Raw genomic sequence first — 13,658 nt, 5'->3', positions numbered from 1 at the left:
GGGTGAAGGGAGGAGGGGCGAAATCTCCCACGGTCTGTACTGCGCGAACAGTCAGAAGCGGATCTAGTCCCTCCTCCTCCCTTCAAGTCCTACCATACAAGCGGCCCCCGTGCCGCGATCGGGCCCGTAGGGCCCGTATGACCAGCACCGTCGACCTGCCAGGCCACCGCTACTCTCGTGGGAGCCGGCTTGCCGGCGATGGCGGCGGCACCGGCCCAGCCGGGGGTGACTAGACCCGGAACTCGCTGACCAACGTCTGCAACCGCGCGCCCAGGCGGGCCAGCTCGATGCTCGAGGCGGCCGTTTCGTTGCTGGCCGTGGCGGTCTGTTCCGACACGTCGCGTACGTTCAGCACACTGCGGCTGATCTCTTCCGCCACCACACCCTGCTGCTCGGCGGCGGCAGCGATCTGCTGGTTCATCGCCTGGATGCTGGCCACGGTGCCGGTGATGCTGCTCAGCGACACACCGGCCTTGCGTGCCAGTTCGACGCTGCTGTCGGTCAAGCGCGTGCTGTCGAGCATCACCGTGGCGACGTCTTGCGTACCGCCCTGCAGGCTGGCGATCAGCGCCTCGATTTCTTCGGTCGATTGCTGGGTACGCTGGGCCAGCGCGCGGACTTCGTCGGCGACCACCGCGAAACCGCGCCCGGCTTCGCCTGCACGCGCCGCCTCGATGGCTGCGTTGAGCGCCAGCAGGTTGGTCTGCTGGGCCACCGACTTGATCACGTCCATCACGCTGCCGATGCGCTGGCTTTCCTGCTGCAGGCTGCCCATGGCCGCGCTGGAGCGGTGCACTTCCTCGGCCAGGCGCTCGATCTGGGCGATGGCCTCGTTGACCACGCGATCGCCGCTCTTGGCCTCGTCATCGGCCTGGGTCGCCGCCCGCGAGGCGGCTTCGGCATTGCGCGCGACTTCCTGCACGGTGGCTGCCATTTCATGCATGGCAGTGGCCACCTGGTCGGTTTCGATTTTCTGACTGTTGGCGCCGCTGCTGGTCTGCTCGGTCACGGCCGACAATTCTTCTGCCGCGCTGGTCAGCTGGGAAACACCTTCACGGATACCCCCGATCAGTTCGCGCAGCGTCGTGCCCATGCGCGCGATGCCTTGCTGCAATTCGCCCAGCTCATCGCGACGGGTGATCCGCACGTCGTGGGTCAGGTCGCCTTGAGCGATGCGTTCGACCACGTGCAAGGTCTCGCGCAGCGGGCGGGTGATCTGGCGGGTGATGATCACGGCCGCGGCAATGCCGACCAGCAGCGCCAGCAAGGTGGCGGTGATCTGCCAGGTGCGTGCGGTGGTGCTTTCGATATCCCGGCGGTCGAGCTGGATCTGGTACAGCGCCTCGCTGCTTTTGACGATGTCCGAGCCTTGCACGGTCATTTCCTGGCGGGCTTCCTTGACCTGAGCCATGGCATCGCGCCACTGACGGACCGCCTCGCGGTAGGCCGATGCCGCGGTTTCCAGCGTCTGGACGCGGGTCGCTTCGCCGGGCACGCGCGCGCCCAGGCTGTCGACCTGCGCCAACAAAGCCTCTATCTGACGCAGCGCGGTCTGTTCGCTGGCGTCGGTGGGGTTAGACACATAACCTCGGGTATCGACTTGCGATTGCAACAGTTGCTGTTCGGTGGTGCTGACGGCCTGGTAGTACCCCAGGCGTGTGCCGTCGTCCACGGCACGGGCCAGGACTTGGGTGCGCATCGCTTCCAGAGTGTCACGGGCCTGGCCGATAGTGCGAATCATGTCTGCGCGCGCGGTCGTGGCCTGCTTGTAGCCTGTACGCATCTTGTCCAGCGAGACACGGTAGTCGCTGATCGACCGCGCCTGCTCACGCAGCAGCGCGACATTTTCCGGGCTCTTGAAGGTCGACAGCAGTTTCTGCTGCTGCGCACTGAAGGCGTCAAGCTTGGGCACGATGGCCTGAGCGGCAGCGTCATCGCCATTGGTCAGCATGTATTGCAGGCGCACGACCCGCAGGTTGGTCAGGTCGCTGTTGAGCTGGGTGATGTCGCTCATCCAGTTGCTGCGGTCGATCAGGCCGGACAAGCTCATCCAGCCGGTCAGGGCCAGCAGGCCCGTCAGTAGAAGCACCAGGCCGAAGCCCAGTCCCAGTTTGAGGTTGATGCCGATGTTGGCAAACCAAGCGTTCATGCACGCGCTCCCGAGTGATCCCTTTGGGGGTGAAAATCCACGGGTTTTGTTCTTTTGCTTGGTCACCCGCCGTTCGTGCAGGCTGTATCGGCCAGGTGGGCCAGAGCTGAAACGCTTTTTCAGCGTGATCTCGCTCGGGCCGCCCTGGCCGACGAAGGGGGCGGAGGGTATTACAGCTGCCGCGTGTTGAAGGTGTCGCAGCGCTCCATTTCGCCGTTTTCAAAACCGGCCTTGAACCAGCGCACGCGCTGCGCGGAGGTGCCGTGGGTGAACGAGTCGGGTACGACGCGGCCTTGACCTTGCTGCTGCAGGCGGTCGTCACCGATGGCGTTGGCCGCGTTGAGGGCTTCCTCCACGTCACCCGGTTCCAGCCAGTTCAGGCGCTTCTGCGCCTGATAGGCCCAGACGCCGGCGAAGCAGTCGGCCTGGAGTTCCTGGCGAACCAGCAGCCCGTTGGCGCCTTCGAGCTTCTGTCCACGCTGGCGTGCGGCATCGACCTGATCCGAAATGCCCATCAGGGTCTGCACGTGGTGGCCGATCTCGTGAGCGATCACATAGGCCTGAGCGAAATCGCCGGCGGCGGCGAAGCGGGTTTCCATCTCGCGGAAGAAGCTGGTGTCCAGGTAGACGCGCTGGTCGGCCGGGCAGTAGAACGGGCCGACCGCCGAGGAGGCGAAGCCGCAGGCCGACTGGATCTGACCGTTGAACAGCACCAGCTTGGGCTCACGGTACTGGCTGCCATTCTGGGCGAACAGCGCTTTCCAGGTGTCTTCGGTGTCGCCGAGGATGGAGCTGACGAACGCGGCCTGTTGATCGTTGGCCGGAGGGGCCTTGGTGCCGCCCTGCGTCGCGACCGGCGCCTGGCTGCCTTGTCCGGTCAGCTGGCTGAGCAGGCGCAAGGGGTCCTGGCCCGTGAGCCAGCCGATCCCCACGATCAGCAGGATGGCGCCGAGCCCGAGGCCCTTGCCGCCTCCGAAGCGCATGCCACCACCACCGCCGCTGCCGCGTGCGTCCACCACGTTGTCACTGCGTCGGCCTTTTCGCCAATCCATGTCGGTTCTCCAGGGCGTTTCGATCGTATCGAGGAAGGTAGTTCAAGGACCATAGGTCTGTGTGGACTGCCCGTGGGCATAACACTGTAGTGATGGACAACCGAACGGTTGTGACTATCCATCGGGACAGGCACAAAACACCAGCGACCTCGAACCGATCCGGCCGGGCGCCCTGGCACCCGGCCGGACGTACTCAGCGCCGGACCAGCAGCACGCCGCTTTCCATGTGGTGCGTATAGGGGAACTGGTCAAATACCGCGCAGCGCTCGATGCGGTGCGTGTCGTGCAACTGGGCGATGTTCGCCGCCAAGGTCTCGGGGTTGCACGAGATGTACAGGATGCGCTCGAACCGCCGTGTCAGCTCGCAGGTGTCCGGGTCCATGCCGGCCCGCGGCGGGTCGACGAACACGGTACCGAAGTCGTAGCGTTTCAGGTCGATGCCTTCCAGACGGCGGAACGGGCGGACCTCGTTCAGCGCCTGGGTGAGCTCTTCGGCCGACAGGCGCACCAGGCGCACGTTGTCCACACCGTTCTCGTCCAGGTTGCTCAGGGCCGCGTTCACCGAGGTCTTGCTGATCTCGGTGGCCAGTACCTGGCGCACACGGGTGGCCAGGGGCAGGGTGAAGTTGCCGTTGCCGCAATACAGCTCGAGCAGATCGTCGTCACGCTGGCCGAGCGCGTCGTAGGCCCAGCTCAGCATCTTCTGGTTGACGGTGCCGTTGGGCTGGGTGAAGGCGCCTTCCGGCTGGCGGTAGCTGAAGGTGCGCCCGGCGACCTCGAGGCGCTCCTGCGCATGGTCGCGGCCGATCACCGACCGCTTGCCCTTGGAGCGGCCGATCACGCTGACGTCGAGGTCGGCGCTCAACTGCCGCGCCGCGGCCTCCCAGGCCTCGTCCAGCGGGCGGTGATAGCACAGGGTGATCATGGCATCGCCGGCCAGCGTGGTCAGGAATTCCACCTGGAACAGCTTGTGGCCCAGGGCTTCGCTGGCCTGCCAGGCGGCCTTCAGGCGTGGCATCAGCGCATTGATGCGCAGGCTGGCGATGGGGAAGTCGTCGATCAGGATCGGCGTGTGCTTTTCGCCCGGCGCGAACATCGCGTAGTGCCGCTGGCCGTCCTCGCGCCACAGGCGAAATTCCGCGCGCAGCCGGTAGTGCTCGCGTGGCGAGTCGAACACGGCAGGTGCCGGCGCCTCGAACGGGGCCAGCAGCGCGTTCAGGCGCTGGACCTTGGCGTCCAGCTGCGCGTCGTAGGATGCGGTGTCCAGAACGGTCGTCATGCTTGCAGCCACCCCAGCTTGATCACGAACAGGATGGACAGGATCACCAAGGCGGCGTTCAGGTCGCGATGACGACCGGAAATCAGCTTGATGGCAGTCCAGGAAATGAAACCGAAGGCGATGCCGTTGGCGATCGAGTAGGTCAGCGGCATGGCCAGGGCGGTGATGACCACCGGCGCGGCCTCGGTCACGTCGTCCCAGTTGATCTCGGCCAGGCCCGAGGCCATCAGCACGGCGACGAACAGCAGCGCCGGGGCCGTGGCGAAGGCCGGCACACTACCGGCCAGGGGGGCGAAGAACAGCGCCAGCAGGAACAGCACGGCCACCACGATGGCGGTCAGGCCGGTGCGGCCACCGGCACTGACCCCGGCGGCCGACTCGATGTAGCTGGTGGTGGTGGAGGTGCCCAGCAGCGAGCCGGCCATGGCGGCGGTGCTGTCGGCGATCAGGGCACGGCCCATCTTCGGCATGTGCCCGTCCTTGTCCATCAGGCCCGCTCGCTTGGCCACGCCGATCAGCGTGCCGGAGTTGTCGAACAGGTCGACGAACAGGAAGGCGAAGATCACGCTGACCAGGCCGACGTCCAGGGCGCCTCGGATGTCCAGTTGCAGGAAGGTCGGTGCCAGCGAAGGCGGCATCGAGACCACCCCGGCGAAGGGCGTCACGCCCAGCAGGATCGCCACCACGGTCACGGCCATGATGCCGATCAGCACGGCGCCTCGGACCTTGAGCGCTTCCAGGCCGACGATCAGGAAGAAGCCCAGGGTCGCCAGGATCGGCGCCGGCTCGCGCAGGTCGCCGAGGCCCACCAGGGTGGCCGGGTTGTCGACCACGATGCCGGCGTTGTGCAGGGCGATCAGGGCCAGGAACAGCCCGATGCCGGCGGCGATGGCCGAGCGCAGCGGCAAGGGGATGCTGTTGACGATCCATTCGCGCACCCGCAGGATCGACAGCAGGAAGAACAGCACCGCCGAGATGAACACCGCCCCCAGCGCCACCTGCCAGGTATGGCCCATGTGCAGGACCACGGTGTAGGTGAAGAAGGCGTTCAGGCCCATGCCCGGCGCCAGGGCGATCGGGTAGTTGGCGATCAGGCCCATGGTCACCGAACCGATGGCTGCGGCCAGGCAGGTGGCGACGAACAGCGCGCCCTTGTCCATGCCGGTTTCGCCGAGGATGCTCGGGTTGACGAACAGGATGTAGGCCATGGCCAGGAAGGTCGTGATGCCCGCGAGTATCTCGGTGCGCACGTTGGTGTTGTGTGCTCTCAGTTGAAACAGCCGTTCCAGCATGCCTGCTCCTCAGGACGCTCCAGCGCCTTGAAAATGTGTCGACCCCATCAGCAAAGCACAGCCCCTATCAAGGCCCGTGGTTTTATCCGGGGTGAAAAAAGCCGCGCATCATACCAGCATGGTCGCCAGGCGGTAACGCGTGTTGCAGTACACTTGATCGATTCCCGGCTTCCTGCGCCGCTTGCGCCGCGCCCCTCACTGAACGCGTCCCATGCAATTGATCGATTACCACCAGCTGTCGCAGGCTCAGCGCGAGCAGCTGAACGACCTTCGGGTACATCCTGGGCAGGTGCGCTTTGCCGGCGACATTGCCAACGCGCTGTACATCCTGCTCAGCGTGGACAGCGACGATCGGCGCGGCCTCGTCTTGCTGGTGGAGGATGTACCCAAGGCGTTCATGCTGATCGAGCGCGGGGCGCACCTGCCGACCTGGGCCGAGCCTGACGCCGTGACGCTCAACGCCTTGCAGGTCGACTGGCGATGCCAGGGGCAGGGCCTGGGACGCTTCTGCATGGGCGCGCTGCCCCCTCTGGTGCGTGCCCTGTGGCCGCAGGCCCGAGCGCTGCAGCTGTCGGTCGATCCGGACAACCAGGCAGCCATCGGCCTGTACCAGGCCAGCGGCTGGTCGCGCAGTGGGGACGGGTACCGGGCCCGTGTCCACCGCGAGTGGGCGATGACGCTGCCGCTCTAGGGGCCTAGGTCAGGTGTCCGCGCGCGTGCTGTGCATGTGATCGCGGCCCGCCAGGGTCGGGAACAGCCGGATCCAGACCCCGGTCACCACTAGCGTGCCGACCCCGCCCAGCACCACTGCTGGTACCGTGCCGAACCAGTGCGCGGTGATGCCCGACTCGAACTCCCCGAGCTGGTTCGAGGCCCCGATGAACAGACCATTGACCGCGCTCACTCGACCGCGCATCTCGTCAGGGGTCTCCAGCTGCACGAAGGCGCTGCGGATGACCATGCTGATCATGTCGGCAGCGCCCAGGACCACCAGCACGGCCAGCGAGAACCAGAACGAGGTCGACAGGCCGAAACCGATGGTCGCCACGCCGAACACGCCAACGGCGGTGAACATCACCCGCCCGACCTTGCGCTCCACCGGGAAGCGCGCGAGCCACACCGACATCAGCAAGGCCCCGACCGCGGGTGCCGAGCGCAGCAGGCCCAGGCCCCAGGGGCCAGTGAGCAGGATGTCCTTGGCGAATACCGGCAGCAGCGCCGTGGCGCCGCCCAGCAGGACCGCGAACAGGTCCAGCGAGATCGCGCCGAGGATGTCCTGGCGGCTGCGGATGAAGCGCACGCCCGCCAGCAGCGATTCCAGGGTGGCACGCCCGCGCTGGGCGACGTGCTGGCGAGCGTCCAGGCTCAGGGTCAGCGCACAGGCGAGGGTGTAGAGCACGACGGTAGGGCCGTAGACCCACAGGCTGCCGAAGGCATAGAGCAGGCCCCCGACGGCAGGTGCGACGATGGTCGCCGACTGGGTGGCCGACGCCGACGCCGCCACCGCACGCGGAAACAGCCCGGGCGGCACCACGTTGGGCAGCAGCGCCTGGGTGGCCGGCATTTCGAACGAGCGGGTCGCGCCCAGCATGAAGGCGAGGAGGAAGATCAGCTCGCGGCTGACACTGTCATTCGCACTGGCCACCGCCAGCGACAGGGCGATCACCCCTTGCAGGCCCTGGCACAGCGCCGCGACGCGACGGCGGTCGTAACGGTCGGCGACATGGCCGGTGTGCAGCATGAACAGTACCCGGGGCGCGAACTCGACCAGGCCGACCAGGCCCAGGTCGAGCACACTGCCGGTCAACTGGTAGAGGTGCCAGCCAATGGCCACGGTCAGCATCTGGAAAGCGCTGGCGGTGAAGACGCGCGCGAACCAGAACGCGACGAACGAGCGCTGGTGTCGCAGCAGGTGGGGCGTGGAAGCAGGCATGAGGCTGAAATCCCGAGAAAAGGCACAGGTGACGAAGATGGCTGGAGTGTAACAAAGGATTACAAATGCCCGGGTTCGACACGGGTTGCGAGAAGAGCAACCGACCTGTGGCAATGCACCGCATCAATACGGGCTGCGTATGGGGCTATGCTTTGGCAAGCATTGACGTGTATCAAGGCATGTACCCGCGAAATCGGGTCATCGGGCCACGGCGACGAAGCTCGATCGAACAATCCGCAGGGTGCGCACTCGATAGACATGGACGGCAGGGCACACGCCCGCGCCGAGGTTCATCCGTCAGGAGGCAGCATGTTCGGTCTCGAAGCACTCGACCTGGCCCGTATCCAGTTCGCCTTCACCGTCTCGTTCCATATCCTGTTCCCGGCCATCACCATTGGCCTGGCCAGCTACCTAGCGGTGCTCGAAGGCCTCTGGTTGAAGACCGACCGCCAGGTGTACCGCGACCTCTATACCTTCTGGTCGAAGATCTTCGCGGTCAACTTCGGCATGGGCGTGGTCTCCGGCCTGGTCATGGCCTATCAGTTCGGCACCAACTGGAGCCGCTTCTCGGACTTCGCCGGCGCCATCACCGGCCCCTTGCTGACCTACGAGGTGCTGACCGCCTTCTTCCTCGAGGCCGGCTTCCTGGGCGTCATGCTGTTCGGCTGGAACCGTGTCGGGCGTGGCCTGCACTTCTTCGCCACGCTCATGGTGGCCCTGGGTACCCTGGTCTCGACGTTCTGGATCCTGGCCTCCAACAGCTGGATGCACACCCCGCAGGGCCACGCCATCGTCGATGGCCGGGTGATCCCGATGGACTGGCTGGCGGTGATCTTCAACCCCTCGTTCCCGTTCCGCCTGATGCACATGGCCGTCGCGGCCTTCGTCGCCACCGCCTTCTTCGTCGGGGCCTCGGCGGCCTGGCACCTGTTGCGCGGGCGTGACAACCCGGCAGTGCGCACGATGCTGTCGATGGCCATGTGGATGGCCTTGATCGTGGCCCCCGTCCAGGCCGTGATCGGCGACTTCCACGGCCTCAACACCCTCGAGCACCAGCCGGCGAAGATCGCCGCCATCGAAGGCCACTGGGAGAACCCGCCTGGCGAGCCGACGCCGCTGATCCTCTTCGGCTTGCCCGACATGCAGGCCGAGACCACACGGTATGCGCTCGAGATCCCGGTGCTCGGCAGCCTGATCCTGACCCACAGCCTGGACAAGCAAGTGCCCGCGCTGAAGGACTTTCCACCCGAGGACCGGCCCAATTCGACCATCATCTTCTGGTCGTTCCGGGTCATGGTCGGGCTTGGCATGCTGATGATCGCCACGGGCCTGTGGAGCCTGTGGCTGCGCAAGCGCGGCACGCTGTACAGCTCGCGGCCGTTCCTGCACCTGGCACTGTGGATGGGACCGGCCGGGTTGATCGCGATCCTCGCGGGTTGGTTCACCACCGAGATCGGTCGACAGCCGTGGGTGGTCTACGGCCTGATGCGCACCGCCGACGGCGTCTCCAACCACAGCTACGCCCAGCTGGGGTTCACCCTGGTGATGTTCGTGCTGGTGTACTTCGCCGTGTTCGGGGTCGGCTTCGCCTACATGATGCGCCTGGTCCGCAAGGGGCCGCACAGCGGCGAAGGGCACGAGCGCAAGCCAGGTGGCCCCGGTCGCCCGCGGACCCCGGCGCGGCCATTGTCCGCCGCCGTCGAAGGCCAGGACGGTACGTCCGCCACCCCGACCGAGAGGAACTGAGCCATGGACATCGACCTTCCCCTGATCTGGGCCGTCATCATCATCTTCGGCATCATGATGTACGTGGTGATGGACGGCTTCGACCTCGGCATCGGCATGCTCTTCCCGTTCGTCAAGGCCGAGCATGACCGCGACGTGATGATGAACACGGTCGCCCCGGTCTGGGACGGCAACGAAACCTGGCTGGTGCTGGGCGGCGCAGGGCTGTTCGGCGCCTTCCCGATGGCCTACTCCGTGGTGCTGTCGGCCCTCTACCTGCCCCTGATGCTGATGCTGGTCGGGCTGATCTTCCGCGGCGTGGCCTTCGAGTTCCGCTTCAAGGCCAAGGCCGACAAGCGTCATGTCTGGGACAAGGCCTTCATCGGCGGCTCGCTGCTGGCGACGTTCTTCCAGGGCGTCGCACTCGGCGCGTTCATCGAAGGGTTCAAGGTGGTCGACCGCAGCTATGCCGGCGGCTCGCTGGACTGGTTGACGCCGTTCAGCCTGTTCTGCGGCGCCGGGTTGATCGTCGCCTACGCCCTGTTGGGGTGCACCTGGCTGATCATGAAGACCGAAGGCCCGCTGCAACGGCAGATGCACGTGCTGGCCCGGCCGTTGGCCCTTGCGTTGCTCGCGGTCATTGCCCTGGTCAGCCTGTGGACACCGCTGGCCTATCCCCAGATCGCCGGTCGCTGGTTCGCGATGCCCAACCTGCTGTGGTTCCTACCGGTGCCGCTGCTGGTGCTGGCCACCTTGTACGGACTGATCCGTGCCGTGGCCCGGGAAGCGCACTATGCACCGTTCCTGCTGACGCTGATGCTGATCTTCCTGGGCTACAGCGGCCTGGGCATCAGCCTGTGGCCGAACATCATCCCGCCATCGGTGTCGATCTGGGAGGCGGCGGCGCCGCCGCAGAGCCAGAGCTTCATGCTGGTGGGAACGCTGTTCATCATCCCGCTGATCCTGGGCTACACCTTCTGGAGCTACTACGTGTTCCGCGGCAAGGTGACCCACGAAGATGGCTACCACTGACCCGAAGGAGGCCCGGATGGACAGGCACGAGCACGAGCGCGAAACGTCGCCACTCTGGCAGCGTCTGGGGTGGCTGGCGCTGATCTGGACGCTGAGCGTGGCGGCTTTGGGGGTGGCCGCCTACGGCATGCGCCTGTTCATGAGCGCAGCCGGGCTGACCACGCACTGACGCCTCTACTTGCGGGCCTTGAGCACCACGAACTTCGGCGTTGCCGCGACCTGCTCGACGCCACGGAACAGGCGGGCCAACTTGCTGTGGTAGCCCAGGTGACGGTTGCCGACCATGTACAGGGCACCACCGACCACCAGCGCTTCGCGAGCCTGCTGGAACATGCGCCAGGCCAGAAAGTCGCCGACCACCTGCTGCTGGTGGAAGGGCGGGTTGCACAGCACCACGTCCAGTGACTGCCGCTCGAGTGCGTCCAGGCCATCGGCGGCTTCGATGATCGCCGGGCGGTCACCCAGCGCAGCCTGCCAGTTTTCCCGCGCGGACTGCACGGCCATGTACGACTCGTCTACCAGGGTGTAATGCGCTTGGGGGTTGGCCAGGGCGCTGGCGATCGCCAGCACGCCGTTGCCGCACCCCAGGTCAGCGACCCGTGCCATGCCCAGGTCGCCCGGCAGGTGCGGCAGGAACGCCCGCGTCCCGATATCCAGGCCTTCACGGCAGAACACGTTGGCGTGATTGAGCAACTCCAGGACAGGCGCGTCCAGGCGATAGCGCGACGGGTAGGGCGAGACGGCCAGCGGTCGCTCGGCAGGCGTGGCCGTCAACAGCCGTGCCTTGCGCGAGGCCAGCGAAGCCTGCACCGGGCCGATGTAGCGCTCCAGCAGATCGCCTGCCGCCCGCGGCAGGTGCTTGATCATGGCACCGGCGATGACCTGGGCGCCTGGCGCCAGGTGCCCGTGCAGCCGGATCAGTTGCTCCTCCAGCAGGGCGAGGGTCTTGGGGACGCGGATCAGCACGCGGTCGAACAGGCCGTGCCACGGTTCGTTGGCCGCCACGAAAGGCACGCTGTCGAAGGCCTGGCCATGGCGCACCAGGTTCTTCTCCAGTGCCAGTCGGCCCAGGTGAGAGTCGCCGCTGCTGGTCACCTGCACATGGCCGGCCAGGCTGACGGCCAGTGCGCCGAAGCTGTCGTTGAGCACCAGTACACGACAGGCGCTGTCCGGCCGCTGCTGGGCAAGCTGCTCGAGCAGGTACTGGTCGGCGGCGTCGAAGGCTTGAAGGGGATCGTTAGCCTGCTCCGGTTGGCGGATCAGGTCGAGTTCGGCGAAGGGGCTGTTCAGCAAGGGCATGGCAATACACTCTGGTGCAAGGGCGCCTGGCCCCGCATGGGACCGGTCATGGTGCGCGATTCTACAGAGGTTTGCCCAAGGGCGCGGCGCGTGCGTCAGATCAGACCATAGGTGACGCCGATGGCGATGGCAGCGGCTTTGTTGGAGGCGTTGGTCTTGCCGATGATGCTGCGGATGTGAAAGTTGACGGTGCTGAGCGACAGCGACAGGATCATGGCGATATCGGCGGCCGTCTTGCCGGCCGCCGACCAGCGCAGCACTTCCAGTTCACGGTTGCTCAGCCTGGGTAGCGGCTGGCGCTGGGCGAGCAGGTGCTCGGTGAGCGCGCGGTGCAAGGTGGTGCCCAGCCAGCCGATCTGCACGCTCTTGTCGTAGAATTCGGTGATCGAGATCTTGCGTTCAGGTCGGGCGACGCTGATCTGGCTTTCATTGTGGTGCAGGTCGTGGATCGCCTGCGTCCAGCCATGGCGCAGACCATGGGCGCTGGCCTGCTCGCGCAGGTCGGGTACGCCTTCGAACAGCGAGTCGTCCCAGAGCACGGCGCTGGTCGTGTGACGGCAGGCATGGGCGACCGGGTCGGTCGCCAGGAACTTCTTTTCGTAGAGCAGGCCCCAGGCCTCCGGGAAGTTGTTGTAGAAGGTGACCTGCTGCTTGGTACCCGGGGTGTTGGAAAAGAATGTCCAACTGATGTAGGGCATGCCCAGCGAACGAGACAGGCCGACGGCCTGCTTGAACAAGCGGGCCGGTTCGCGCTCCTCGAGCAGGCACCGTATCTGTTCCGTGCTCCAATGCTGCATGGTGAGGCTCCCTCCACGTGTCCAATTCGGATCCAAGTTGTACAAAGGGTGTTGCCAGTGTAGGAAAAGACTATCGCTTTGGCAGGAAAATTTTGCGATTACGTTAGGCTTTTTAATTCCGTCATGTGTCAGGTGCTCCAGCATCGGTGTTCATTGCGCACCGATTACGCGACACTGTCTCCCCGACCGATGGAGAGCCCCATGACTGCCAGTGCCGACAAATTCACATGCCAGACGCTGCTCGACGTGCAGACGTTGACGCCCAGCCTCTTCAGCCTGCGAATGACGCGCGACCCAGGCTTCCGGTTTCGTGCCGGGCAATTCGCGCGCCTGGGTGTGACCAAGGCTGACGGCAGCGTCGTCTGGCGAGCCTATTCGATGGTATCGGCGCCTCATGACGAATTTCTGGATTTCTTTTCAATTGTCGTGCCAGGCGGCGAATTCACCAGCGAACTGAGCCGCCTCGGGGTCGGCGATACGGTCCTGGTCGACCGTCAGGCGTTCGGTTACCTCACGTTGGATCGCTTCACCGGCGGCCGTGACCTGTGGTTGCTCGCCACCGGCACGGGGATTGCGCCGTTCGTCTCGATCCTGCAGGACTTCGAAGCCTGGGAGCGGTTCGAGTCGATCAAGCTGGTGTATTCGGTGCGCGAAGCGCAGGAGCTGGCCTACCAGGCGCTCATCGACGGGCTCGAGGCACGCGACTACCTGGTCGAGCACGCTGGCAAGCTGCAGTTCATCCCGGTCGTGACGCGCGAAGCCCACCCCGGTGCACTGAGTTCGCGCATCACCACGCTGATCGAGACGGGCGAACTGGAGGCAGCGGCCGGTGTGGCGCTGAGCCCGGAACACTCGCGGATCATGCTGTGCGGCAACCCGCAGATGATCGATGACACACGCCAGGCGCTCAAGGCGCGCGACTTGCAGCTGGCGCTGAGTCGTCGGCCTGGCCAGGTCGCCGTCGAGACCTACTGGTAAGGCCTGGCCCGCCTCTGGGCATGGGCCAGGCGCCCGTCGTTCAGGGCAGGCGGTTCTGGTTCTGCGTCTTGAGCAGGTCGCGGATTTCCGTGAGCAGCGTTTCCTGCGGGGTAGGGGTGGGC

12 protein-coding genes and 2 pseudogenes are annotated in these 13,658 nt (G+C 65.8%); 5 read left to right on the top strand and 9 right to left on the bottom strand.

Annotated features, from left to right (window positions below; all coding sequences use genetic code 11):
• Positions 1 to 229 precede the first annotated feature (229 nt).
• The 5 genes and pseudogenes from G7Z99_RS20260 to G7Z99_RS19370 form a co-directional block, all read right to left on the bottom strand.
• Positions 230 to 934, bottom strand: a complete 705-nt coding sequence (locus tag G7Z99_RS20260) for a methyl-accepting chemotaxis protein (RefSeq protein WP_375139172.1) — start codon at positions 932 to 934, stop codon at positions 230 to 232.
• A gap of 198 nt (positions 935 to 1,132) precedes the next feature.
• A pseudogene (locus G7Z99_RS20255) lies at positions 1,133 to 2,014 on the bottom strand (methyl-accepting chemotaxis protein); the annotation flags it as partial.
• Between the two features lie 305 nt (positions 2,015 to 2,319).
• A complete protein-coding gene (ypfJ, locus tag G7Z99_RS19380; protein WP_181096720.1) occupies positions 2,320 to 3,201 on the bottom strand; it encodes a KPN_02809 family neutral zinc metallopeptidase in 882 nt (293 codons plus the stop codon).
• 193 nt (positions 3,202 to 3,394) lie between these two features.
• Positions 3,395 to 4,480 carry a tRNA (uridine(54)-C5)-methyltransferase TrmA gene (trmA, locus tag G7Z99_RS19375; RefSeq protein ID WP_181096718.1) on the bottom strand — a complete coding sequence of 362 codons (1,086 nt, stop codon included), beginning with the start codon at positions 4,478 to 4,480 and terminating at the stop codon, positions 3,395 to 3,397.
• The gene (locus tag G7Z99_RS19370; protein WP_181096716.1) at positions 4,477 to 5,772 is read right to left on the bottom strand and encodes an NCS2 family permease; all 1,296 of its coding nucleotides are present in this window, start codon (positions 5,770 to 5,772) and stop codon (positions 4,477 to 4,479) included. The genes trmA and G7Z99_RS19370 overlap by 4 nt, the downstream gene beginning before the upstream one ends.
• A 211-nt stretch (positions 5,773 to 5,983) precedes the next feature.
• Here G7Z99_RS19370 and G7Z99_RS19365 point away from each other — a divergent pair, with 211 nt between their 5' ends.
• Positions 5,984 to 6,463, top strand: a complete 480-nt coding sequence (locus tag G7Z99_RS19365) for a GNAT family N-acetyltransferase (protein ID WP_181096714.1) — start codon at positions 5,984 to 5,986, stop codon at positions 6,461 to 6,463.
• 9 nt (positions 6,464 to 6,472) lie between these two features.
• On the opposite strand, the gene G7Z99_RS19360 is transcribed toward G7Z99_RS19365, so the two are convergent.
• Complete coding sequence (locus G7Z99_RS19360; RefSeq protein ID WP_181096711.1) at positions 6,473 to 7,705, bottom strand: MFS transporter; 1,233 nt, start codon at positions 7,703 to 7,705, stop codon at positions 6,473 to 6,475.
• A gap of 309 nt (positions 7,706 to 8,014) precedes the next feature.
• Here G7Z99_RS19360 and G7Z99_RS19355 point away from each other — a divergent pair, with 309 nt between their 5' ends.
• Genes G7Z99_RS19355 through G7Z99_RS19345 form a run of 3 tightly spaced genes read left to right on the top strand, consistent with a single transcriptional unit; the run spans position 8,015 to position 10,631 of the window.
• Positions 8,015 to 9,451 carry a cytochrome ubiquinol oxidase subunit I gene (locus G7Z99_RS19355; protein WP_181096709.1) on the top strand — a complete coding sequence of 479 codons (1,437 nt, stop codon included), beginning with the start codon at positions 8,015 to 8,017 and terminating at the stop codon, positions 9,449 to 9,451.
• Between the two features lie 3 nt (positions 9,452 to 9,454).
• Positions 9,455 to 10,462 carry a cytochrome d ubiquinol oxidase subunit II gene (gene cydB / locus G7Z99_RS19350; protein WP_181096707.1) on the top strand — a complete coding sequence of 336 codons (1,008 nt, stop codon included), beginning with the start codon at positions 9,455 to 9,457 and terminating at the stop codon, positions 10,460 to 10,462.
• A 16-nt stretch (positions 10,463 to 10,478) separates the two neighbouring features.
• Positions 10,479 to 10,631 carry a DUF2474 domain-containing protein gene (locus G7Z99_RS19345; RefSeq protein WP_181096705.1) on the top strand — a complete coding sequence of 51 codons (153 nt, stop codon included), beginning with the start codon at positions 10,479 to 10,481 and terminating at the stop codon, positions 10,629 to 10,631.
• A gap of 5 nt (positions 10,632 to 10,636) precedes the next feature.
• Here G7Z99_RS19345 and G7Z99_RS19340 read toward each other — a convergent pair whose 3' ends face one another.
• Positions 10,637 to 11,761 carry a methyltransferase gene (locus G7Z99_RS19340; RefSeq protein ID WP_181096703.1) on the bottom strand — a complete coding sequence of 375 codons (1,125 nt, stop codon included), beginning with the start codon at positions 11,759 to 11,761 and terminating at the stop codon, positions 10,637 to 10,639.
• A 95-nt stretch (positions 11,762 to 11,856) separates the two neighbouring features.
• Entirely contained in the window at positions 11,857 to 12,558 is a 702-nt protein-coding gene (locus G7Z99_RS19335) for an autoinducer binding domain-containing protein (protein ID WP_181096701.1), read from the bottom strand.
• Between the two features lie 201 nt (positions 12,559 to 12,759).
• Here G7Z99_RS19335 and G7Z99_RS19330 point away from each other — a divergent pair, with 201 nt between their 5' ends.
• Positions 12,760 to 13,536 carry a ferredoxin--NADP reductase gene (locus G7Z99_RS19330; RefSeq protein ID WP_181096699.1) on the top strand — a complete coding sequence of 259 codons (777 nt, stop codon included), beginning with the start codon at positions 12,760 to 12,762 and terminating at the stop codon, positions 13,534 to 13,536.
• Between the two features lie 40 nt (positions 13,537 to 13,576).
• Here G7Z99_RS19330 and mscL read toward each other — a convergent pair.
• A pseudogene (mscL, locus tag G7Z99_RS19325) lies at positions 13,577 to 13,658 on the bottom strand (large conductance mechanosensitive channel protein MscL); the annotation flags it as partial.

Origin of the sequence: Pseudomonas entomophila (assembly GCF_013523165.1) — a bacterium.
Classification (GTDB): domain Bacteria; phylum Pseudomonadota; class Gammaproteobacteria; order Pseudomonadales; family Pseudomonadaceae; genus Aquipseudomonas; species Aquipseudomonas entomophila_A.
This window is presented reverse-complemented; position numbering and strand designations above follow the sequence as displayed.

Excerpts from the sequence above, each read along its gene's own strand:
- G7Z99_RS20260 (WP_375139172.1), bottom strand. The coding sequence starts at position 934 with ATGGCAGCCACCGTGCAGGAAGTCGCGCGCAATGCCGAAGCCGCCTCG.
- ypfJ (WP_181096720.1), bottom strand. The coding sequence starts at position 3,201 with ATGGATTGGCGAAAAGGCCGACGCAGTGACAACGTGGTGGACGCACGC.
- trmA (WP_181096718.1), bottom strand. The coding sequence starts at position 4,480 with ATGACGACCGTTCTGGACACCGCATCCTACGACGCGCAGCTGGACGCC.
- G7Z99_RS19370 (WP_181096716.1), bottom strand. The coding sequence starts at position 5,772 with ATGCTGGAACGGCTGTTTCAACTGAGAGCACACAACACCAACGTGCGC.
- G7Z99_RS19365 (WP_181096714.1), top strand. The coding sequence starts at position 5,984 with ATGCAATTGATCGATTACCACCAGCTGTCGCAGGCTCAGCGCGAGCAG.
- G7Z99_RS19360 (WP_181096711.1), bottom strand. The coding sequence starts at position 7,705 with ATGCCTGCTTCCACGCCCCACCTGCTGCGACACCAGCGCTCGTTCGTC.
- G7Z99_RS19355 (WP_181096709.1), top strand. The coding sequence starts at position 8,015 with ATGTTCGGTCTCGAAGCACTCGACCTGGCCCGTATCCAGTTCGCCTTC.
- cydB (WP_181096707.1), top strand. The coding sequence starts at position 9,455 with ATGGACATCGACCTTCCCCTGATCTGGGCCGTCATCATCATCTTCGGC.
- G7Z99_RS19345 (WP_181096705.1), top strand. The coding sequence starts at position 10,479 with ATGGACAGGCACGAGCACGAGCGCGAAACGTCGCCACTCTGGCAGCGT.
- G7Z99_RS19340 (WP_181096703.1), bottom strand. The coding sequence starts at position 11,761 with ATGCCCTTGCTGAACAGCCCCTTCGCCGAACTCGACCTGATCCGCCAA.
- G7Z99_RS19335 (WP_181096701.1), bottom strand. The coding sequence starts at position 12,558 with ATGCAGCATTGGAGCACGGAACAGATACGGTGCCTGCTCGAGGAGCGC.
- G7Z99_RS19330 (WP_181096699.1), top strand. The coding sequence starts at position 12,760 with ATGACTGCCAGTGCCGACAAATTCACATGCCAGACGCTGCTCGACGTG.